A 22,473-nucleotide genomic window follows, 5' to 3' on the forward strand; every position below is an offset into this window, starting at 1 on the left:
ACGAAGAACAACAAGAAAATGCAAAACTAAAGATAATTAGAGTTTGTCAACAGTCTACAGCCCTAAAATCCAATTTCGGGGCTTTTTTTCCGTCCAAAAAACAAACTTCCCAATTAGTCGGAAGATGTTTGGTTCTCTCATAACGTTTGTGATAGGATTAACATGTATCTCTCAAACTTACTACTATTTGCGAAAGGTGATAAAACATGAAACCTCTTATTTTAGCCTCAGGATCCCCCAGAAGAAAGGAACTTCTCCAACAAGTACACCTACCTTTTACCGTGAAGGTGAGCAACATCGAAGAAACCTTCGACCCTTCCCTGACACCAGAAGAAATTGCGACTACCCTGGCCTATCAGAAAGCCCATCATGTCTTTTTGGAAAACCGTGACTCCGTTATCATCGGATCGGATACCATCGTTGTCCTTGGAGACAAAGTGCTCGGTAAACCAGAAAGTGAAGACGAGGCCAGAGCCACCCTTCGATCACTGAGCGGCAATACACACCACGTCATAAGTGGAGTGGCCATCCTGAGTGAGGAAAAAGAGGTGACCTTTTACGAAAAAACCTCCGTCACGTTTTGGGAGCTTACCGATGAGGATATCGAATTTTACATCCAATCAGGAGAACCGATGGACAAAGCTGGTTCTTACGGGATTCAGGAAGTCGGGGCCCTTTTTGTAAAAGAGATCAAAGGAGACTACTTTTCGATTGTGGGACTTCCGCTTTCAAGAACGATTCGTGAATTGAAAAGTTTTCAATAGAAGGCTCTTTTTGTAAAACTTAGTTGCTGTTTCGTATGGATATATCAATCGTTATTTTCCTTACTGTCGTGCTCTTTTCCCTGCTGTACGTAATAACAAGCTTGCACCTTTTAGAGTACATAATTAGTAAAAAGTCCAATTGATGACTTTTTACAGGAAAATAGCAACAATCTTTGAGAAAAGAGCCTAATAGAACGGTCGTTGCATGACCCTCCATCCACTTTAAGGGGAGGAAGAATATTGGAATCCACCACATCCACTGCACTGATGATTAAAGATTATCCCGAAGATCAACGGCCGCGAGAGCGAATGATACAGGATGGACCGAAAAGCTTGTCCAACCATGAACTGCTGGCCATCCTGCTACGTACTGGTTCAAAGGACGAATCTGTTCTGCAGCTGGCAAATAAGCTCCTGATAAATTTTGAAGGGTTGCGCCTATTAAAGGATGCTTCTATTGAAGAGATAACCGACACCAAGGGAATCGGGAAGGTGAAAGCCGTTCAGATTATGGCTGCCGTGGAACTTGGCCGAAGGATCCACCGCTTGCAATATGAAGACCGCTATGTCATCCGATCTCCGGAGGATGCAGCCAATTATGTCATGGAAGATATGAGGTTTTTATCACAGGAACATTTTGTTTGCCTCTATCTTAATACGAAAAATCAGGTCCTTCATCAACAGACTGTCTTTATCGGCAGCTTAAATGCCTCCATTGTGCATCCGCGCGAGGTATTCAAGGAAGCTTTCAGGCGATCTGCCGCCTCGTTCATCTGTATCCATAATCATCCATCAGGCGACCCTGCTCCGAGCCGTGAGGATATAGATGTGACAAAACGGTTAAGAGAATGCGGCAAGCTGATTGGCATAGAGCTTTTGGACCATTTGATCATAGGTGATCAGAAATTCATCAGTTTAAAAGAAAAAGGCTATGTGTAATACTAGGCATTTTCAATATCCTACGCTATAATATTACTCATGAGTTTCGAAGGACAACCTTCTTAATCCATCAAATTTCTACAAAAAAACTTATCCACATGTTTATGAAAATAAAAGGGCATGCTTCGTCCGTTTTATCACTTTTCATTTACCACTATTACGCATTAGTATCAGAAAGGGAGATACACTTATATGTTTGGAACGAGAGATCTTGGTATTGACTTGGGAACAGCCAATACATTAGTTTTTATTAAAGGAAAAGGTATTGTTGTACGTGAACCTTCTGTTGTGGCATTGCAGACCGATAACAGGCAAATTGTCGCGGTCGGTAACGATGCAAAAAACATGATCGGTCGAACTCCGGGGAATGTTGTCGCACTTCGTCCAATGAAAGACGGAGTCATTGCGGACTATGAAACGACAGCGACCATGATGAAATATTATATTAAACAAGCCTTAAGGAACAAAAGTTCTTTTTCACGCAAGCCATATGTGATGGTTTGTGTGCCATCCGGTATCACGGCTGTGGAAGAAAGAGCGGTAATCGATGCCACTCGCCAAGCTGGCGCGCGTGATGCATATCCAATCGAAGAGCCATTTGCAGCGGCAATCGGTGCGAACCTGCCTGTATGGGAACCAACAGGAAGCATGGTGGTGGATATTGGTGGCGGAACGACCGAAGTAGCCATTATCTCACTTGGCGGTATCGTCACAAGCCAATCAATCCGTGTAGCAGGGGATGAAATGGATGATGCCATCATTGCCTATATCCGTAAGCACTACAACCTGATGATCGGGGAGCGCACCGCAGAAGCCTTGAAGCTTGAAGTGGGATCTGCTGGAGATACAGAAGGGATCGAGCCAATGGACATCCGTGGCCGCGATCTTTTGACAGGACTTCCAAAAACAGTGGAGATCACTGCTAAAGAAGTAGCTGAAGCATTGAAGGACACGGTGACGGCCATCGTAGATTCTGTTAAAGCGACATTGGAGCGCACTCCTCCTGAATTGGCGTCTGATATCATGGATCGTGGAATCGTACTGACAGGTGGAGGGGCTTTACTCCGTAACCTGGATAAAGTAATCAGTGATGAAACTAGAATGCCGGTGATCATTGCCGAAAATCCATTGGATTGTGTGGCAATAGGAACAGGTAAAGCATTGGATTATATTGATGAGTTTAAAAAGAAATCAAGAGATTATCGCTAAGTAGGTGTTAAGTCATGCCACAATTTTTCCTCAATAAAAGGTTGATTATTTTGTTGGTGAGCTTAATTTTTCTGGTGGCATTGATTGGTTTCTCTTTAAAAGAACGGGACGATTTGACATGGCCTGAACAGTTCGTAAAGGACTCGACAGGCTTTGTCCAATCTATCTTTTATAGGCCCGCACATTTTGTCGCGGGCTTCTTTGATAATGTAGGTTATTTAAAAGATACGTATGAAGAGAATAAGTTGCTGCGTGCTAGACTAGAAGAATATGCTCTTTTAGAAACAAAGGTCCAGAAGCTAGAAAAAGAAAATGATGAATTCCGTGAAGTGATCGGGGAACTCGATTCGCTTCGTGATTATGAACCAAAGCCTGCCACCGTCATTGGCAGAAACCCAGATCAATGGGTCGAGCAAATCACGGTGAATAAAGGGAAGCAAAACGGTGTGGAAAAGGACATGGCAGTCGTCACCTCTGGGGGACTGATCGGTAAGGTCAAACATGCCAATGCCTTTACTTCCACGGTGCAACTCCTGAGTTCTTTGGATCCAAAGAACCGCATCTCTGCGTACATACAAGGGGAAGAGGACATATTTGGATTGATTGAAGGATATGACGAAGAAAAAGGTGCCCTTCTGTTAAAACGTATCCCTCACCAGGCGGAAGTCAAGGAAGGGGAAACCGTACTTTCCTCTGGGTTAGGCGGTGTATTCCCGGAAGGTCTGATGATTGGTGAAGTGACGGAGGTTGTGGCAGATGAGTATGGCTTGACACAGATGGCCTATGTCAAGCCAGCTGCAGATTTCTATAACATCACTCAGGTTATGATTGTAAAACGAACACTCATATCAGGAGAAGGGGAACCAACAGAAGAAGCTGCCGAAGAGGGGGGCTCTGAGTGAGAAAATATATCTTACCAGCCCTGCTTCTTTTCTTATTTATACTTGAAAGCATGAGCGTCGATTTCTTTGGCCTACACGATATCCGGGAAGACTGGATTATCGTACCTAGGTTTCTGTTGATTGTCATCGTCCTCTGTGCCATTTATACAAGCCCATATGTGGGCCTGATCTGTGCCATGCTGTTCGGCTTTCTCTATGATATAGTTTATACGGAAATCCTGGGTGTGTATTTGTTTGCATTCGGGGTGTCCGTTTATATTGTTTCCGGGATCTTGAGATTTGTGAACACAAACTACCTGATATCCTTTTTACTGGTGTTGCTATCCATTACCATCACCGAGCACCTTGTATTTGGAATCCATTCCTTGATTGGGACAACACAACTGATCCATTCTGAATTTTTATCAATGCGGGTCGTGCCAACACTAGTATTTAACGCCATCATTGCATTAATACTATTATTCCCAATCAAACTCTTCATGGAACGCCTTGCAATCGAACAAAAGGATGAGTTGTAAGTTAAATAATCATTGTAAATGTAAGTATTCTAGCTTTTGATTGGAGCACAAGGCGAAGACTCCTACGGGAGGTAGCGCTTAGTGGAGACCCCGCAGGCTTGCCGAGGAGGCTCCACAAGCGCCCCGTGGAAAGCGAAGCCTAGTGCGTAAATCAAAAGCGGAGTTACAAGGGAACTAAAAGTTATTGGAAAAGCCCCATCCCCCAAAAAGGGACGGGCTTTTCCATTACATAAAAAATCTAGCAATCTTTTTTTATTTTATGGATATAGGAAAAAGGAAATAGAAGGACAATGTCGAATTATATACTTGTTGAGGTGAACGTCGTGAATAGACAAAAACAACAGTATGTAACCATTAAGGGCACAAAAGAGGGCTTAACCCTGCATCTCGATGATACATGCTCGTTTCCAGAGCTTTTAGCTGAAATAGAAGCAAAATTAACGTCGAATAGCAATCCGGACGAAGCTCCGCTTTTAGGTGTACGTCTAAGAGTCGGAAATCGTTACCTAACCAATAAGCAACAGGAAAAATTACGAAATGTAATTCGAAGCAAGAAGAACTTTATTGTGGAAGACATAGAAAGCAATGTAGTCACAAAAGAACAGGCAATCCAATGGAAAAAAGAGTCTGAGATTCTACCTGTTGCAAGGATGATCCGATCAGGGCAAGTGCTAGAAGTGGAGGGAGATCTCCTCTTGATAGGCGATGTCAATCCTGGAGGTACGGTGAAGGCAGGCGGCAATGTATTCGTTATGGGTGCGTTGCGGGGAAGTGCCTATGCTGGCCTACAAGGCAAAAGGGATGCCATCATAGCTGCAAGTTTGATGAAGCCTACATTGCTTTCCATTGATAACACAATAAACCGCGCTCCAGATTTAAGTGAGCAACTAGAAGGAAGCAGTGAAATGGAATGCGCCTATATAGATGATCAAGAACAAATTGTCATAGACCGCTTACAATTGCTTTCACAACTAAGACCGATGTTAACACGGCTTGAAAGGAGAATGTAACAAGTGGGAGAGGCTATCGTAATTACTTCCGGTAAAGGTGGAGTCGGTAAAACGACAACTTCTGCAAATATAGGAACGGCTCTTGCATTACAAGGAAAAAGAGTATGTTTGATAGATACAGATATCGGGTTAAGGAATCTCGATGTTGTCATGGGACTTGAGAACCGTATCATTTATGATTTGGTCGATGTCATTGAAGGTCGTTGCAAAACCCATCAGGCTTTGATCAATGATAAACGCTTCGAATGCCTGAAGCTTTTGCCTGCAGCGCAAACGAGTGATAAGTCTGCTGTAAAACCGGAACAAATGAAAAAACTCGTGATGGAGCTGAAGCAGGACTATGATTATATCATCATAGACTGTCCTGCTGGTATCGAGCAGGGCTTCCAGAATGCCATTGCCGGTGCTGATAGAGCAATTGTTGTCACAACACCTGAAGTGTCTTCTGTACGTGATGCAGACCGTATCATTGGTTTGCTCGAGAAAGAGGAAAACATCCAACCTCCTCGTCTTGTTGTCAATCGTATTCGAAACCATATGGTAAAGAACGGTGAGATGCTCGATGTAGATGAGATTGTATCCATACTTGCCATCGACATCATTGGTATCGTTGCAGATGACGACAGCGTCATCCGCGCATCCAACAGCGGGGAACCGATTGTCATGGACCCAACAAGCAAAGCGTCCATCGCATATCGCAACATTGCGCGACGCATCCTTGGTGAATCCGTCCCATTGCAATCCCTTGAAGATGAAAACAGGGGCGTCATGTTCAAAATTAAAAAATTCTTTGGCGTACGCTAAGGTTTCAATGGAGCCGTCTCTTAAAAGAGGCGGCTTTATTTGAATAGGAGAGGAACAAAATTGAAGAAGACGAGAAAAGCATTAAAGTATTTTGCTATCGGTATTATTATATTGATTGTTTTTATATTTATAAATAACACTTCTCTCTTTATGGATAGAGAGAGTGTTGAAGCGAAATATCTTGCTCATCGTGGTGTCCATCAAACATTTGCAATGGAAGGCATTACCTGGGATGCATGCACGGCAGAACGTATTTATGAGCCTGAACATGCCTATATCGAAAATACTATCTCTTCCATGGAGGAGGCGTTTCGTCTTGGGGCAGAAATAGTAGAATTGGATGTTCATCCAACAACGGATGGAGAATTTGCCGTATTTCATGATTGGACATTGGAATGCCGTACAGACGGTGTGGGGGTGACCCGCGAACATTCCATGGAGGAACTGCGTCAATTGGATGTTGGATATGGTTATACCGCAGATGGCGGAAAAACATTCCCATTCCGAGGAAAAGGAATAGGACTCATCCCGACACTTGGAGAAGTGTTAGATCACTTCCCAAATCAAGAGCTACTGATCCACATTAAAAGTGATGATCCAAAAGAGGGCACACTTCTAGCGGATTATTTAGAAAAGTACTCCGTCAATGGGAGTGATCAATTAACCGTCTATGGAGGAGACCAACCTATCTCCTCCTTAAAAAACATGGTGCCAGATAGGAGAGTAATGTCCAAAGGTACGATGAAGAGTTGCCTAATCCCATACCTTGCCATTGGATGGACCGGATATGTTCCGGAAGCGTGTGAAGGAACACAACTCCATGTACCCGAAAAGATTGGCCCGTTTCTATGGGGATGGTCCGGCAAGTTTCACGAACGTATGGAAAAAGTAGATACAAGGGTGGTTATGGTTGCCGGGGATGGAGGGTTTTCAGAAGGGTTCGATACATTAGAAGACTTGGAGCGGATTCCGGATTATTTCTCGGGATATGTTTGGACGAACCGGATAGATGTTGTAAGTAAGTCTAATAAAGAATAGTAAAAAACTAGTTTCCTTTTACAACGAGGAAACTAGCTTTTTCTAAAAGCAGTTAATTTTCACATGAGAAAGAATATTTAGGGCTAGCTGGACTTTTGTAAGATACCGCTCCTTCCACGCAAATGTTTTCGCTGCCGTTTATTATGATATTATCACCTAGATAAAGATTCCCGAGAATATATAATTCAGCTTGTGGCCCAACATTAATGGTTCCATTAGCAAATAGGTTACCTGTGATAAACACATCTGAATCTCCGGTGAGTGACACCCCTTGTTCAAAATTGGCATCTTTCCCAATAAAGACATCTGATTTTGTTTTCACGGTAAATTCCTTCTTTGTATGCAGATTATTATCTACATAGAAAGAGGTATATTGACCAAGATCAAGTTTTCCATCGAACCTTGCCTGCTGATTTACCCTGAGGTTGGTTGCGTTTTGGATGCTCCAGCCATCTTGTATGATCGTAGACTTATTTATATAGGAATATAAGATTTGATTAATAGTGATGTTGGAACCTGCGGGAAAGGTCACACCATCCAATAAAAGAGTTTTAAAGGTAACACTACTACAATTTCCACTATTTATTGGGAAAGTACCGGATACCTTTTGATTTAAAGTGGTACTGGCAAAATTGCAATTAGAAGGGTTATTGTTTGTATTATTGACGGTTAAATGGGATGGATTAAGTGCGCTAAATTCCTCTCTATTTTCCCAAGGAATATCCCCGACCACTTCCCCCTCCGATCTTTCAACCGGCTTGATGCGTTGAATGGCGGTATTCAAATTGAATTGGTGCCCTTCTTTATCTTCCAATGTGAATTCCACCAATAGCGGAGAGTTGACGTCGATATCATGAATGCATCCTAGGGATCCTGTAGTAAGTTCCCCATTCACATTTTCTACAGAAACAGCACTGTATGTATAGGTATCAGTACCTAATGATGAACCATTGATATATAACTTTTTGTCCTCATTAAAACAAAGTGTATAAGGTTCTTCTTGATGTATCTGTCGAAGTTTGGTAATAATTAAATTAGCTTCTTGTCGTAGTGCATTATGCTCGGTCACCATTTTGTTCTGCTTCATCGCAGAAACTAAAACACCGGTAGCAAGACCTATGACTATTGACCCTATCACAATCGTTGCTAATAACTCTATTAGCGTTAATCCACGTTCATCATCTTTTAGATATTTCCTCATGGTATCACCACATTTACATATAAATTTATTAGAATAGAAGGTTGAGAGTATTGATGAAAAATATAGTTGAAGAGAGAAATGACAAGGGGTTCACATTGCTAGAGGTTATCGTATCTATTGTCATTCTTAGTATCATAATTCTATCATTTCTAACCTTTTTTTCACAAGCTTTGTTTTTTTCTGTCAAAGAAGAGAGAAACTTAGTGGGAGTAAATATTGCAGAAAGAATTTTGTTTAACCTTGAAGAATATAGTAAAATAGACTCAAGTTTATTGAATATTTCTTCAGGTTGCGATTCTCCTCGAATCATTTCCAATCTTTTACCCGATGTGGAAGGGTTTAAAAAAGATAGCATCAACCAGGAAAAGCTACTATACGATATGAATGGAAAAGACTATTATTCTATCATAACCCTCTGCCAGGATAGCAAAGAGAATGACCTGTCCCTTCATAGAATACATATTAAGGTTTATCAACCTCTAGATAACTCAGTTGAAGGAAAATTGATTTATGAAACATTTCATTATTTAAACGAAATATAATGGGAGCTGAGTTTAATGGAGCTATTGAAAAATAACAAAGGTTATACGGTACTTATTGTTCTGTTGACGATTGTAGTAATCGGTTTGATCGCTCCGCCTTTGGTTAGTGGTGTGATGAATAGTACATTACAGAACAAAAAGACCGAAGAAAAAGTGCAAGCGCAAAACCTGATTGATATGGGAAAGCAATACTTTAGAAATGAACTTTCTCAAAGTATCCATGCTCTTGGAGATCGATCGAATCCCACGCAGATTAAATCTAAATTGGAAAGCAGCTTGTTAGAGGGGCGGAAATCAGAACGAATCTTACTAAGTTCTTCACCCGACCGACTTGAATATGAAGTGAATTATGAAATAACCAACATAGTAGAATCCTCTCAAATTATGATTACCTACCAGAGTATCGCATATATAAATGGAGTGAAACACGAGGAAGAAAATAATGAGGAAGAATTTATCTTAAATTATAAGCTGGGGGCGGTTCCTTCCGATCCCAATGATTATAAATGCTTGGAAGATAATATGAAAAATAACGGGACAGTCCATCTGTCTGGGAAAAAGCATTGTATCATTACGGGAACGCAAGCGATTAATTTCGATATTAAGATAACTGGACAAGCAATACTGGAAGTGAAAAGCCCTGGAATCAGGTTTAATAATACTGTTTTTATTGCTGGAAAAGGAAGCTTATATATCCAGAATGATCAACAAAAGCCTAGCAGCCTCACTTTAAGGGGAAAAGGCAGTGTCAATATAGGAAGCCCAACGAGTAACTAAATAAGGTGCATGACAGACTGAGAGAGATCTTGGTCTGTTTTTATGTTGCTAGGCTTTGTTAAAGTTAGTTGTTGACTATGACCTGTTTCTAGCTGGTGATTGAAGCAAAAGGCGTAGACTCCTGCGTGAGAGTAGCGACAATCTTGAGACCCCCAAGTGTTGCGAGGAGGCTCAAGGTCGCCCTTTGGATAAGCGAAGCCTATTGCGGAAATCACCAGCGGCGTTTAACAGAGCCTTTTACTAAAATTTAATAGACTGTATCCTTCCTCGTCATATCCTTCCGGGACAAGTCATAAAATGGTACAAACCTATTTGCGGGAAGGGTGTTTGTATGAACGATCGGATAGCGGAAATTAAAAGAAGGGCCGCAAAGCGCAGGAAGCAACGGCAGAACCAGCTGCCAAAACGGAATAATCCTGGGCCAGCACAACATATTATGCGTGATGAGGAGAGGTATGGAGGGTCAGGCTATTCCTCTTATGAAAGTGGACCAGATGGGAATGGTGGACATCCTCTATTCAACAAGGAGTTGTTCCTGTTCAAGATTTTGGCATCGGCGATTCTTGTGCTGGTGGTGGCCATTATGTTCCAAAATCCTTCCGGTGTTTTTGAGAAGCCGCGACAGTTTGTCTCGAAAACGATGGAGCAAAGCTTTCAGTTCGCTGCTTTTACTAACTGGTATGAAGAGAAGTTTGGGAAGTCCTTGGCCCTCTTGCCATTACCAAACAATAGTGCACAACCCCAGGTGAATCCGGATGATTTTGTCTTGCCTGCTTCCGGCAGGGTTTTTGAGAGCTTTGAGGTGAACGGGCAGGGTGTGATGGTGGAAACAATGGCCCACTCTAATGTGGAGGCGATGAATGGTGGCTTTGTCTCGTTCGTCGGGGTGAAAGAGGACACAGGAAAAACCGTGATCATCCAGCACGCAGATAACAGTTACACGTGGTATGGACAGCTTGGTGAAGTGGAAGTGAAGCTCTATGATTATATAGAGACAGGCGATGTGCTTGGAAAAACGACGGTGCTTGAGGATGGATCAAAAGGGATGTTCTATTTTGCCATCCAAAAGGATAATGAATTTATCGACCCTATGCAGGTGATATCATTTGAATAATAAGTGGCTGAGGCTATTTCAGAAAATTCATGTCCATCCCCTCATGTGGTTTTTGGTGGGACTGGCCATTTTAACTGCTAACTTCCGGGAACTATTACTTCTTTTTTTCATCGTACTCATTCATGAGCTAGGACATGGTGTGGCGGCAACACACTTTAATTGGCGGATCAAACAGGTGCTGCTCTTGCCGTTCGGCGGGGTGGCTGAAATGGAGGAGCACGGGAACCGTCCCTTGAAAGAAGAACTGATTGTCACACTCGCCGGTCCGCTGCAGCATATATGGCTTGGAGCGGGTGGTTTCCTTCTATATGAGACGGGATATTTATCTCAGGGAATGTGGGAGTTGTTTTTCACCTTTAATTTAATGATTTTCCTTGTGAACCTTTTGCCGATCTGGCCCCTTGATGGAGGAAAAATCATGGGACTGCTGTTCAGCAGGTTCACCGCGTTTGCACAAGCCCATGAGCGGACCCTGAAGGCTTCCTTTGTCTCCTTGGCGCTTTTTACTGCGAGCTATCTGTTTATCGATCCATTGCATATCAATATATGGATCATCACGGTCTTCCTCTTTTTTTCCTTATATACAGAATGGAAACAAAGACATTTTATGTTTATGCGATTCTTGATGGAGCGGTATTATGGGAAGAACAACTCTTTTTCGACCATCACTCCGATTGTCGTCGATGAGAAGGAGAAGATCCATCAAGTGCTTCAGAGGTTCAAGCGTGATTGCAAGCATAATATCATTGTAATGAAGGGAAACGACAAACAGCCGCCGCTTGATGAAAATGAGTTGCTTCATGCTTATTTCAAGGAGAAGTTGACGACAATTGATATAGGAGATATCCTGTATTCATACTAACGTTGAAAGCTGAGGCTAATTCATTGATTGAGTTAATTATGGATATGAAAGCGACGGAGAAACGGGTCGCGATAAAAGAGGATGACAAAATCGTCGAGCTATTGATTGACCGGCCGAATTCTCATCCGATTGAAGGGAATATATATGTGGGTCGCGTTGTGAATGTCCTGCCAGGCATGCAAGCCGCTTTTGTTGATTTTGGACAAAAGAAACCAGGATATCTTCATCGCGACCATTTGTGTTCTTACCAAACCTCTACCCTCTCCAAATCGGAAAAGGAACAAAAGGGCATTTCCCATTTCGTCCACCAGGGGGAAGCGATTTTGGTGCAGGTTGTAAAAGAGGGCGAGGGGACAAAAGGAGCCAAGCTGACCGGTCTCCTTGAGTTTCCGGGGACACATATTGTGTATCAGCCATACGGGAAGTATAAAGCCATTTCCAAGAAAATGTCGGATGATAAAAGGCAGGAATGGCGCAAGCTCTTGCAGGAATGGCTGACTTCAGAAGAAGGAGTCATTTTACGGACCGCAAGTGAACATGTGGAGGCCGATGTGGTGGAGACGGAATTGTTGGAACTCCAACGGCAGTTCTTGGAGGTCCAGGAGAAGCAAAGCGCGGATGTAAAGGTTCCTTGCCTGGTACACGAAGAAGATCATTTTTTAACAAAAATACTAAGGGAGATACCTGCTTCTGAAGTGAAACTTGCCGAGGTGGATGATGTCTACACCTCCCAACTCTTGAAAAAGAAAGGCTATTCTGTTCGCTTTTATCAAGGCAAGGAAGGCATATTTAAAAGAAGGGGCATGGAGCAGGAACTGGAAAAAGCGTTGAAGCGGATCGTGTGGCTGCCAAGCGGAGGCTACATCATCATTGAACACACCGAAGCGATGACAGTCATTGATGTGAATACGGGAAAATACATAGGAAAGACCGGTCAAAAGGAAACGATGCTGAAAACAAACCTAGAAGCGGGAGTGGAGATTGCGAGGCAGCTTCGCCTACGGCAGATCGGCGGCATCATTATTGTCGATTTCATCGATATGGCAAATGACGGGGAGCGGCAACAGGTGTTGCGTTCTGTACAGAATGCGGTTCAGAAAGACCGTTCCCATGTGAGGGTGATTGGATTTACCGAATTGAACCTATTGCAACTTACACGTAAGAAGGTACGTGAACCATTGACGGAAATGTTGCTTCAACCTTGTGAACCGTGTGATGGAAAGGGTGTGGTGTTTTCTGTGGATACCGTCACCTATCAACTAGAGCGGGAACTTATGGAGTTTAAGGGAAGCGATGTCGAAGCGGTAGTGGTGGAAGCAAGCAAGGAGGTCGTCAACAAACTGATGAGTCTTTCTTCTATAATGGAAAGAACGGGGCTCGAGATATTTTTTATAAAAAAAGACGGGGTCCCACGTTTTGAAGTTAGGTTTGCCGGGTCTGCCCGGGACGCGAAAGAAAGGTTAAAAACGCTCTGAAACCTTATTGACATAAGGGTTTGGAATATGCTAAGATGTTCTTTGTTAGTTTGTAGCACCCGTGCTACAACCGCACAGTCCAGGTTCCATGAAATATGGGCGTGAATTCGTTACATATACCTGATACTGGCGAGTCTGAGTCTATTGAGGAGGTGCAAGAGAATGTACGCAATTATTGAAACAGGTGGTAAACAAATCAAGGTTGAAGCAGGTCAAACGATCTACATCGAAAAACTTGATGGAGCTGCTGGAGATGTAGTAACTTTCGACAAAGTTCTTTTCGTTGGTGGCGACGATGTTAAAGTCGGTAGCCCACTAGTAGCGGGAGCAACTGTAACGGCTAAAGTTGAAAAACAAGGTCGTGCGAAGAAGCTTACTGTATTCAAGTACAAAGCGAAGAAAAACTACCGTAAAAAACAAGGTCATCGTCAACCTTACACAAAAGTTACTGTTGATGCAATCAACCTGTAATTTAAAGGTGATCGGATGATTAAAGTTACAATTAAACGAGACGATCACAAGCTGATCCAATCGTTTACCATAACTGGACATGCTAACTTTGCCAAAAAGGGTGCAGATATTGTGTGTGCCGGTGTTTCTGCCGTATCTTTCGGTGCGGTGAACGCGGTCATGTCATTATGTCAGGTCACTCCTGATATTGAGCAAGGGGCAGATGGATTTTTAAAGTGTTCGGTCCCATCCGGTTTGGATGAGATGACACATGAGAAAGTACAGCTGTTGCTAGAAGGTATGGTTGTGTCTTTAGAGACGATTGAACGTGACTATGGAAATTATATAACCATTTCTAAGTAGGAGGTGGAATACATGTTAAGATTAGATCTTCAGTTCTTTGCTTCCAAAAAGGGAGTAGGTAGTACTAAAAACGGTCGTGACTCTATCTCTAAGCGTCTTGGCGCTAAGCGTGCAGACGGTCAACTAGTATCTGGTGGTTCTATTTTATACCGTCAACGCGGTACGAAAATTTACCCAGGAGCAAACGTTGGACGTGGTGGAGACGATACATTGTTCGCGAAGGTTGACGGAATCGTTCGTTACGAGCGTCTAGGCCGTGACCGCAAACAAGTTAGCGTATATCCTGTTGCTCAAGAAGCATAATTCCAAAGGAACTCTAGCCTATGTTTAGGTTAGAGTTTTTTTATTGCGCTCGACAAAAGAGCAGCCGGGCAAAAAGGGCAAAAGCAAACTTTATATATTCGGCATATATTCGACGTCATTAACGAAAATCCTTTAGGGGTCTGACCCCCTTTTCTTCTTTTTTTATGCTATAATCGACATAGTCAAGAAGGTATTGGAATTAAAGTTGGGACTAGGAGTACGGTATTATGATAAATAGAGGGACGTTGGATGTGTTGCGTCATTCGAGGCATGATTGGCTTAATCGGATTCAGTTGATTAAAGCGAATTTGTCTCTGGGACGTTTGGAGCGAGTGAATAATTTGATAGATGAAATTGTGCTTGAGGCCAATCATGAATCCAATTTGACGAATTTACACGCCCCTGCACTTGCAGAATATCTGATTACCTTCCATTGGGAGCCGAGGTTGTTTGCGATGGAATACGAGGTCATCGGGGAGCCAGTGAACTTGTCAAAAGCGGATGAGCTATTGTACAAATGGATTTCTTCTTTGTTTACCGACCTGGAAAATGCGGTGAACAAAAAAGCAGATAACCATTTGTTTTTAAGTTTGAATATAGAAGAGGCAGAAATTCGTTTCTTTTTTGATATAAATGGAATACTAGAAGATACAGACTTTTTAACGGAGTGGCTGCAAAAACAGCCGGATGGATTTACAGTACATGAACAGGTGTTAACTCCTGAGCAAAGTACCATCCAAGTGTCTTACAGGTTTTAAAAAATGAACGCAAAAGGTGTTGTTGTTACCTTTTGACATATCGGAGTGAATAATCAATGTTTGTCGATCAGGTCAAGATTTATGTAAAAGGTGGCGACGGCGGGAACGGAATGGTAGCCTTCCGTCGTGAAAAATATGTACCGGATGGTGGACCAGCCGGCGGTGACGGTGGGAAAGGGGCAGACGTCATCCTTCAAGTAGAAGAAGGGCTACGTACGCTAATGGATTTCCGTTACAAGCGTCACTTCAAAGCAAACCGTGGAGAGCACGGAATGTCCAAGAACCAGCATGGTAGAAACTCGGAAGCGATGATTGTAAAGGTTCCACCTGGAACTGTTGTCATGGACGATGATACAAAGGAAACATTAGCTGACTTAACAGAACACGGACAGCAGTATGTAGTTGCGAAGGGTGGACGTGGAGGTCGCGGAAACACGCGCTTTGCTACACCTAGAAACCCTGCACCGGAAGTATCCGAAAACGGGGAACCCGGCCAGGAGCGCTATGTCGTACTTGAATTGAAAGTGCTTGCCGATGTTGGACTTGTCGGTTTCCCAAGTGTAGGGAAGTCTACACTTTTATCGGTTGTTTCAGCAGCCAAACCGAAAATTGCCGAATACCACTTCACTACTATCGTACCAAATCTAGGGGTAGTGGAGACCGAAGACGGCCGCAGCTTTGTCATGGCCGATTTACCTGGACTGATTCAAGGTGCGCATGAAGGTGTAGGGCTAGGACATCAATTCCTTCGTCACATCGAGCGTACTCGTGTCATTATCCATGTAGTGGATATGGGCGGACTAGAAGGCCGTGATCCATATGAGGATTACAAGACCATCAATGAAGAGCTAAAAGAATATAATCTGCGTCTCACAGAGCGTGCACAAATTGTTGTTGCCAACAAAATGGACATGCCGGATGCAGAGGAGAACCTGGAGATATTCAAGCAACAAGTGGGCGAGGAAGTGAAGGTATTCCCTATCTCTGCTCTAACCCGCAGCGGACTTCGCGACCTCTTGTACGCAGTGGCGGACGAGCTTGAGCATGCGCCGGAGTATCCACTTTACGAAGAAGAAGAAGCGATCGAGCAACGCGTGGTTTACAAGCATGAGAAAGAGGAAGAAGACTTCAGAATCACAAGGGATCCTGACGGTGCTTATGTACTTTCTGGCGAAAAACTGGAGAAACTGTTTGTGATGACAAACTTTAATCATGAAGAGTCTATCAAGCGTTTTGCCCGTCAGCTTCGCGGAATGGGTGTGGATGAAGCATTGCGTGCACGCGGCGCCAAAGACGGCGACATCGTACGTCTTCAGAAATACGAATTTGAATTTGTAGAATAGATTTACCGGAGGGGATAATGCATATTATCCTCTCTTCTTTACATATAGCGATATCCTGTTGACGGAACACCTGGAACGAAGTCCACAGGAAGTAAACCAAATTTTTCATCCTAAAATGCCTGATGAGAAAAAGGAGAGAGATCCGATGTTAGAGGAGAAGTTCTTTTTAGTGCGGGAGGATGTCCTGCCCGAAGCGATGAAAAAGTCGCTTGAAGTGAAAGAAATGCTTGCTCGGGGGAAAGTGGATTCCATCGCCGAAGCAGTCCAGAAGGTGGACCTCAGCCGCAGTGCCTTTTACAAATACCGAGATACCGTTTTTCCGTTCCACACCATGGTAAAGGAAAGAATCATGACTTTATTCTTTCACCTAGAAGATCAAACAGGTGCGTTGTCACAACTTCTTGCAACCGTTGCCACCGTAGGATGCAATGTCTTGACCATTCACCAGACCATTCCGCTTCAAGGGAAAGCAAACGTCACCCTTTCCCTTGATATGTCCGGGTTAAAAGGTGATATCAACGCTTTACTTTCGATGTTAAAGCGATTAGAATTTGTAGATAAAGTAGAGATCTTGGGGACAGGCGCTTAAGATCGGAAGGTGCCACCCTGAGTAAGCATAGTTTAGATAGGGGAGTAGAGAGAATGACACCATCACAACAAAGAATAGGATTTTTAGGACCGAAAGCAACGTTTACCGATATGGCCGTGACAAGATTTTTTCCGGAAGCTAGGAAAAAGGCTTTTTCCACCATCCCGGAATGTATGGACGCGGTGTTAGAGGGGAAGGTTGATTTTGCGGTTGTACCGCTTGAAAATGCGATTGAAGGGTCTGTGAATGTAACGCTGGATTACCTGATTCATGATTGCCCTCTTCCGATAGTGGGGGAATTGACGATTCCCATCAGCCAGCATCTTTTGATACATCCTGAAAATGTTCACAATGGCGACGAATTGGAAGTAATCTATTCCCACTCGCATGCGATTGCTCAGTGCCATAAGTTTTTACATAAGAACTACCCAAATGCAGTCTATGAAACGACATCATCGACGGCCGCCGCAGCTAAATTGATTTCCGATCACAGGGTTTCCAAAAAGGCTGCGTGTATTGCCAATGCGCTTGCCGCAAAGGAATACAATTTGAAAATCCTTCAAGAAAACATCCATGATTATGATAACAACCATACCAAATTCATCATTCTTCACCGTGATGAAGCGGTAAACCTATATAATGAGGAATACAAAAGTGAGGGAGAGAAGACCACTATGATGGTGACGCTCCCGACCGATCAATCAGGTGCACTACACCAAGTGTTGTCTGTGTTTGCGTGGAGAAAACTGAACTTGTCCAAGATTGAATCACGACCGATGAAAACAGGATTAGGCAATTATTTTTTCATCATTGATGTGAATGAGGCAATGGACCATCCGCTCATACCGCCAGCCATCGAGGAGCTGGAGGCGCTAGGGTGTACGGTGAAAGTGTTGGGGAGATATAATAGTTATTTATTGAAATAGCCCTGTTAAAGCATACTTTCGTTTGGTGCAGCAACCTAGCTGTTGGTTGGAGCAATAGGCGAAGACTCCTCGAAAATGCTACGCATTTTCTTCGTGCGATGTATCGCTGTCGAAGCCTTCCTTGTCCTGAGGGAGATAGCGTTTTAGGGGAGACCCCGCAGGGCTCCCCAAACGCCCCTAGGAATGCGAAGCCTAATGCGGAAATCAACAGCGGTGTTAACAGAGCCATTGAGATAAAAAATGAAAAAGCCTGTCTAGAATGCCGGTGTCGGTGCATTCTAGACAGGCTTTTTTAGGTTCCCATTTTATCTGGCTCTAGTAGAAGGATTTGACCTACTCCACTATCATCCCCGCATCCTTCAATGCTGCGCATGCTGCATCCAACTTTTCGTCCGAATCCGCTTCAATCGTATGCAGGTGCGTCCCATCTGTCAGTTGGGAAAGGTAGGATGCCTTCGTCTGTTTAATTTTACGTATGAACGCATCGACTTCCGCGCGGCTCGATACCATCACCGATGCATTTAAGTCGCCATAGACCGGGTGTTCGATCCGCACATCTTTCACGGTTACGCCATGATCGACTAAGATATACAGCTCTTCTTTCGTGCGATGGGGTTCATGGAAGGATACGATGATGCGCTCCTTTTTCACTTGCTCTCCAAAAGGTTTCATGTAGACGTAGCCTTGGCTTGTTGCCAGGATTGGTTCGTTTTTAGCTTTCAAGAGGGAGATGTCCTGGACAATTACCTGTCTGCTTACATTGGTCCGTCCAGCCAATTCTCCGCCGGTCAGCGGCTTGTCTTCCGTTTGCAGCCAATGCAGCAGAAGATTCCTACGCTCTTCCCCTAGGACTTTCTTTTCTTGGGTCATTAATCAGCCGCTCCTTTTCATCTGTTCTTCTATGATTTCTTTTAAGGCCTGCACCGCAAGCTCTAAATCTTTGATTGTTGTGTGTTTTCCGAATGAGATGCGAATGAATTCCCGTGCTTGATCATCTGTTTTGCCTGTGGCTAGCATCGTGCGGGAAGGAGATTGGGAACCAACCTGGCACGCACTTCCTGTAGAAATCGCGATGCCTTTTCTGTTGCACTCCAGCATAACATGCTGCCCTTCCAATCCTGTGACTCTCAGGCCGAGTATATGTGGCAACCCGTTGGCATGCTCGCCTTCTACGGATATTGGTAGCCATGCCTTTTGGATCTGTCTCAAGAAAAAGATCCGAAGCATTTCATATTTTTCTTTTAGATCTTTCTGCAAAGGTTCCAACACCTGTGCGGCGGTCAAGAAGGAGGCGATTGCAGGAACATCTACGGTTCCTGGACGCATTCCCTTTTCATGACTGGCCTCTTCATACGGTGACTTCCAAGGTGCCTTCGGATCGATATATAGTGCACCCACGCCCTTTGGACCATAAATTTTATGGGCGGAGAGGGACAAGCTAGTCAGATGAAACTTTTCCACATCTATTGGTATTTTACCAAAAGTTTGTACACAATCGCTATGAAAGAGGATGTTTTTCTCTTTTAATAGAGAACCTATAGCTTCAAGTGGTTGCAAAATACCAGTTTCCGAATTGGCATGGTGGATGGAAACAAGGCATGTATCCTCTCTCAGTGCGGCTTTTAACTGAGATAAAGCGATGATGCCATTAGCGTCCACAGGTAGCCATGTTACGTCATAGCCTTCTTTTTCGAGTGTCTTGCATAGAGCATGAATGGAAGCATGCTCGGTTTTGGTGGTAATGATGTGCTTCCCTTTCTGTTCATTTCCCTTTAGGAGGGAGCGGATTCCCAGATAGTTTGCTTCACTTCCGCCACTTGTAAAATAGATCCCCTCTGCTTTGCCGGAGATCATCCGGGCAAGCTCAGATCTGCATGTTTCAAGAAGGTTGGTAGAGGCTGAGCCGTAATCATGCAAACTGCTGCTGTTGCCGTAATATTGGCGTGCAACCTGTTGGTAGGCCTCTAAGGCTTCTTTGCTCATCGGTGTAGTTGCGGCATAATCCAAATATATCATCAGTAAATCTCCTTCTCGAATGAAGTGTGCCAAACCGGGTTCATCTAGCAATCTTCTAGTCTTTAAAAAAATCTCTTGTCATCAGTATAAAAATATGTAAATATAGGTGTCAAGACACTTATATACACAGGAGGTTTTTTTGTGTCTATTTTACGACCAAATGTCATTGTAGTTGGAAGCGGATTGTCTGCTCTCTTGACTGCAAATTATTTAAGTGAGCATATGAATGTGATTATCTTCACAAAGTCGAGTAAAAACGATAATAATTCTTTTCTTGCACAAGGCGGAGTTGCTTGTGCCATCGAACATACAGATTCATGGAAATTACATTATGAGGATACACTTTCGGCTGGCTGCTACCATAACGAGGAAGATGCCGTGGAGGTACTGACGAAGATGGGGCCGGCTGAATTGCAGCACCTCATTCAAAAAGGCATGGAATTTGATAAAAATGGCCATGGCGATTATATGCTTGGGTTGGAGGGTGCCCATTCAAAACGCCGCATCCTGCACGCAGGCGGAGACCAGACCGGCAAGGAACTGATGGAGTGGCTGCAATCAACACTATCTGAGAAGGTCCTGATGGTGGAACATGAAACCGTTATCAAAATTTTGGTTGACAACAATGACTGTTGTGGGGTGCAGACATTCAATCTTAACGGAGAAAGAACGAATTATTTTGCTTCTTATGTGGTGCTTGCTACAGGCGGGGCAGGAGCACTCTATCCTTACACATCCAATAATGAAAGTATCAACGGGATGGCCCTGTCCCTTGCTTATCAAGCTGGTGCTGCCCTGACAGATTTGGAGTTTATGCAGTTTCATCCGACCATGCTTTCTTTGGATGGAAAAGTGGTGGGGCTGATCTCGGAAGCGGTGCGGGGGGAAGGCGCTTTTCTCCAAAACGGTAAGGGTGACCGCTTCATGGAATTGATCCACCCACTAAAGGACCTGGCGCCAAGAGATGTTGTCTCGAGGGCAATTTTTCATGAGTTGGAGCAAGGGGAAAAAGTTTATTTAAATATTGATGGAGTGGATAGATTCGAAGAGAGGTTTCCTGCCATAACCAACCTTTGCAAGAACCAGGGCATTGATCCGAAGACAAAGCTTATTCCAGTAGTTCCCGGCGCTCACTTTTATATGGGGGGAATTCAAACGACCATCCATGGTGAAACGACATTGCCTGGATTATATGCTGTTGGGGAGGCTGCTTGTAATGGAGTACACGGGGCTAATAGATTGGCGAGCAACTCTTTATTAGAGACCATTGTTTTTTCCAAAACGCTTGCAGAGCATCTTCTGAAAAGAGAGCCTTTCAATCAAGACGTGTCTTGGAATCAAAGCTCCATGATGACAAGAGATTTGGACCTGTTGCAACAAAGGGCAGTGCCACTTCCAAGTAAATCAGACATCCAGCAAATGATGATGAAGCATGCTGGCATTGTCCGGCATGAGGACGGATTGGCCGAATTAAGAGACTGGCTGCTAACCTATCAGCCATATTGGCAGGCGGTTCATCATTTTACAGAAATTTTTGGAATGGAAGATATAGAAAAAATTCATATGCTTCAATTAAGTTTTCTTATAACAGAATCCGCACTCCAAAGACAGGAAAGCAGGGGGGCGCATTACCGGTCTGACTATCCTGTGTCCAAGGAAGCGTGGAGAAAGGTCAGAATTATCCATACAGAGAAAAAATCAGGGCTAAAGGAGAGGGAGTCAAATGAATACCATCATGCTGCAAGAGATGCTGCGTGGTTTTTTTAAAGAAGATATGGGTGAAAGGGATGTCACTTCCGACGTTCTTTTTCAAAAAGAGGAGAAGGGAAGAGGGACATTCCTATCAAAAGAGAATGGGGTATTTGTCGGCGAACAAGTAATTCAAGAGGCATTTGCCATGCTTGATTCCAACATTGTGGTGACCCTTTTCAAAAAAGATGGCGAGTGGATGGAAAAAGGGGAAGTCATCGGAACAGTGGAGGGAAGCATGAGGGCGCTTTTAGGTGCAGAACGTGTCGCCCTGAATCTGATCCAGCGACTTAGCGGAATCGCCACATTGACCGCAGAAGCTGTATCCGACCTTTCAAGTGACCATTCTAAAATCTGTGATACGAGAAAAACCACACCAGGACTTAGAATGCTAGAAAAATATGCTGTCACATGCGGTGGGGGGTATAACCACCGGTTTGGATTATATGACGGGGTGATGATTAAGGACAATCACATCGAATTTGCCGGTAGCATCACGGAAGCGGTAAAACGAGTGCGAGAGAAAATTGGCCATATGATCAAAATCGAAGTCGAAACAGAAACGCTGGCACAGGTGCAAGAAGCAGTGGAAGCTGGAGCGGACGTCATCATGTTTGATAATCGTACACCCGAAGAGATAAAAGAGTACCTCCAACATGTACCAAAGCATATTGTTACGGAGGCATCTGGTGGGATCAATCTCAGCACTATCGCTTCCTACCGTGAAACAGGTGTCGATTATATATCGCTCGGCTTCCTTACCCATTCTGCACGAGCGCTGGATATAAGTTTTAATGTTGGGGCGAAAGGGGTTTAACAGG

Annotated in this window: 25 protein-coding genes and 1 other annotated feature; of the genes, 22 read left to right on the plus strand and 3 right to left on the minus strand. The window is 43.7% G+C overall.

From position 1 onward, the window contains the following. Positions 1-206 precede the first annotated feature (206 nt). The 8 genes from EKQ44_RS11160 to EKQ44_RS11195 all read left to right on the plus strand — a co-directional run bounded on the left by EKQ44_RS11160 (position 207) and on the right by EKQ44_RS11195 (position 7,184). A complete protein-coding gene (locus tag EKQ44_RS11160; protein WP_237663651.1) occupies positions 207-764 on the plus strand; it encodes a Maf family protein in 558 nt (185 codons plus the stop codon). A 267-nt stretch (positions 765-1,031) separates the two neighbouring features. Beyond that, on the plus strand, positions 1,032-1,703 hold the full coding sequence (radC, locus tag EKQ44_RS11165; RefSeq protein WP_237663830.1) for a RadC family protein: 672 nt from the start codon (positions 1,032-1,034) through the stop codon (positions 1,701-1,703). 192 nt (positions 1,704-1,895) lie between these two features. Next, entirely contained in the window at positions 1,896-2,912 is a 1,017-nt protein-coding gene (locus EKQ44_RS11170) for a rod shape-determining protein (RefSeq protein ID WP_237663652.1), read from the plus strand. A gap of 14 nt (positions 2,913-2,926) precedes the next feature. Further along, positions 2,927-3,814 (plus strand): rod shape-determining protein MreC, encoded by an 888-nt coding sequence (gene mreC, locus EKQ44_RS11175; protein WP_237663653.1) that lies wholly within the window; start codon positions 2,927-2,929, stop codon positions 3,812-3,814. Beyond that, positions 3,811-4,332: a rod shape-determining protein MreD gene (mreD, locus tag EKQ44_RS11180; protein WP_237663654.1), complete on the plus strand. Its 522-nt coding sequence runs from the start codon at positions 3,811-3,813 to the stop codon at positions 4,330-4,332. The genes mreC and mreD overlap by 4 nt, the downstream gene beginning before the upstream one ends. 290 nt (positions 4,333-4,622) lie before the next feature. Then, complete coding sequence (gene minC / locus EKQ44_RS11185; RefSeq protein ID WP_269151626.1) at positions 4,623-5,342, plus strand: septum site-determining protein MinC; 720 nt, start codon at positions 4,623-4,625, stop codon at positions 5,340-5,342. A 3-nt stretch (positions 5,343-5,345) separates the two neighbouring features. Continuing rightward, complete coding sequence (minD, locus tag EKQ44_RS11190) at positions 5,346-6,146, plus strand: septum site-determining protein MinD (protein ID WP_237663655.1); 801 nt, start codon at positions 5,346-5,348, stop codon at positions 6,144-6,146. Between the two features lie 60 nt (positions 6,147-6,206). Next, positions 6,207-7,184 carry a glycerophosphodiester phosphodiesterase family protein gene (locus EKQ44_RS11195; protein ID WP_237663656.1) on the plus strand — a complete coding sequence of 326 codons (978 nt, stop codon included), beginning with the start codon at positions 6,207-6,209 and terminating at the stop codon, positions 7,182-7,184. 52 nt (positions 7,185-7,236) lie between these two features. Here the strand turns inward: EKQ44_RS11195 and EKQ44_RS11200 are convergent, their stop codons facing one another. Further along, complete coding sequence (locus EKQ44_RS11200; protein WP_237663657.1) at positions 7,237-8,385, minus strand: prepilin-type N-terminal cleavage/methylation domain-containing protein; 1,149 nt, start codon at positions 8,383-8,385, stop codon at positions 7,237-7,239. A gap of 53 nt (positions 8,386-8,438) precedes the next feature. Here EKQ44_RS11200 and EKQ44_RS11205 point away from each other — a divergent pair, with 53 nt between their 5' ends. From EKQ44_RS11205 to pheA, 12 genes are all read left to right on the plus strand, one after another. Next, a complete protein-coding gene (locus tag EKQ44_RS11205; protein ID WP_237663832.1) occupies positions 8,439-8,927 on the plus strand; it encodes a prepilin-type N-terminal cleavage/methylation domain-containing protein in 489 nt (162 codons plus the stop codon). 15 nt (positions 8,928-8,942) lie between these two features. Beyond that, entirely contained in the window at positions 8,943-9,704 is a 762-nt protein-coding gene (locus EKQ44_RS11210) for a type II secretion system protein (protein ID WP_237663658.1), read from the plus strand. Between the two features lie 331 nt (positions 9,705-10,035). After that, entirely contained in the window at positions 10,036-10,818 is a 783-nt protein-coding gene (locus EKQ44_RS11215; protein ID WP_237663659.1) for a M23 family metallopeptidase, read from the plus strand. Beyond that, the gene (locus tag EKQ44_RS11220; protein ID WP_269151627.1) at positions 10,811-11,680 is read left to right on the plus strand and encodes a M50 family metallopeptidase; all 870 of its coding nucleotides are present in this window, start codon (positions 10,811-10,813) and stop codon (positions 11,678-11,680) included. The genes EKQ44_RS11215 and EKQ44_RS11220 overlap by 8 nt, the downstream gene beginning before the upstream one ends. A 23-nt stretch (positions 11,681-11,703) precedes the next feature. Continuing rightward, the gene (locus EKQ44_RS11225; RefSeq protein ID WP_237663660.1) at positions 11,704-13,155 is read left to right on the plus strand and encodes an Rne/Rng family ribonuclease; all 1,452 of its coding nucleotides are present in this window, start codon (positions 11,704-11,706) and stop codon (positions 13,153-13,155) included. Between the two features lie 58 nt (positions 13,156-13,213). Further along, positions 13,214-13,302: a sequence feature (ribosomal protein L21 leader region), on the plus strand. A 15-nt stretch (positions 13,303-13,317) separates the two neighbouring features. Further along, positions 13,318-13,626, plus strand: coding sequence for a 50S ribosomal protein L21 (gene rplU / locus EKQ44_RS11230; RefSeq protein ID WP_010195925.1), 309 nt, complete (start codon positions 13,318-13,320; stop codon positions 13,624-13,626). Between the two features lie 15 nt (positions 13,627-13,641). Then, on the plus strand, positions 13,642-13,968 hold the full coding sequence (locus EKQ44_RS11235) for a ribosomal-processing cysteine protease Prp (protein WP_237663661.1): 327 nt from the start codon (positions 13,642-13,644) through the stop codon (positions 13,966-13,968). A gap of 12 nt (positions 13,969-13,980) precedes the next feature. Next, on the plus strand, positions 13,981-14,271 hold the full coding sequence (gene rpmA, locus EKQ44_RS11240; protein WP_168863583.1) for a 50S ribosomal protein L27: 291 nt from the start codon (positions 13,981-13,983) through the stop codon (positions 14,269-14,271). Positions 14,272-14,498: 227 nt separating this feature from the next. Next, entirely contained in the window at positions 14,499-15,029 is a 531-nt protein-coding gene (locus EKQ44_RS11245; protein ID WP_237663662.1) for a Spo0B C-terminal domain-containing protein, read from the plus strand. A gap of 56 nt (positions 15,030-15,085) precedes the next feature. After that, positions 15,086-16,372 carry a GTPase ObgE gene (gene obgE / locus EKQ44_RS11250; RefSeq protein WP_237663663.1) on the plus strand — a complete coding sequence of 429 codons (1,287 nt, stop codon included), beginning with the start codon at positions 15,086-15,088 and terminating at the stop codon, positions 16,370-16,372. Between the two features lie 145 nt (positions 16,373-16,517). Next, positions 16,518-16,961, plus strand: coding sequence for an ACT domain-containing protein (locus tag EKQ44_RS11255; protein ID WP_237663664.1), 444 nt, complete (start codon positions 16,518-16,520; stop codon positions 16,959-16,961). 53 nt (positions 16,962-17,014) lie between these two features. After that, entirely contained in the window at positions 17,015-17,887 is an 873-nt protein-coding gene (gene pheA / locus EKQ44_RS11260) for a prephenate dehydratase (protein WP_237663665.1), read from the plus strand. Between the two features lie 333 nt (positions 17,888-18,220). Here pheA and EKQ44_RS11265 read toward each other — a convergent pair whose 3' ends face one another. Further along, on the minus strand, positions 18,221-18,757 hold the full coding sequence (locus EKQ44_RS11265) for a transcription repressor NadR (RefSeq protein ID WP_237663666.1): 537 nt from the start codon (positions 18,755-18,757) through the stop codon (positions 18,221-18,223). A 3-nt stretch (positions 18,758-18,760) separates the two neighbouring features. After that, a complete protein-coding gene (locus tag EKQ44_RS11270; protein ID WP_237663834.1) occupies positions 18,761-19,906 on the minus strand; it encodes an IscS subfamily cysteine desulfurase in 1,146 nt (381 codons plus the stop codon). 144 nt (positions 19,907-20,050) lie between these two features. On the opposite strand from EKQ44_RS11270, the gene nadB reads away from it, so the two are divergent. Both nadB and nadC read left to right on the plus strand, forming a co-directional pair. After that, on the plus strand, positions 20,051-21,670 hold the full coding sequence (gene nadB / locus EKQ44_RS11275; RefSeq protein WP_237663835.1) for an L-aspartate oxidase: 1,620 nt from the start codon (positions 20,051-20,053) through the stop codon (positions 21,668-21,670). Further along, positions 21,627-22,469, plus strand: coding sequence for a carboxylating nicotinate-nucleotide diphosphorylase (gene nadC / locus EKQ44_RS11280; protein WP_237663667.1), 843 nt, complete (start codon positions 21,627-21,629; stop codon positions 22,467-22,469). The genes nadB and nadC overlap by 44 nt, the downstream gene beginning before the upstream one ends. Positions 22,470-22,473: the final 4 nt, after the last annotated feature.

The sequence above is a fragment of the Sutcliffiella horikoshii genome, assembly GCF_021991925.1.
Lineage (GTDB): Bacteria > Bacillota > Bacilli > Bacillales > Bacillaceae_I > Sutcliffiella_A > Sutcliffiella_A horikoshii_F.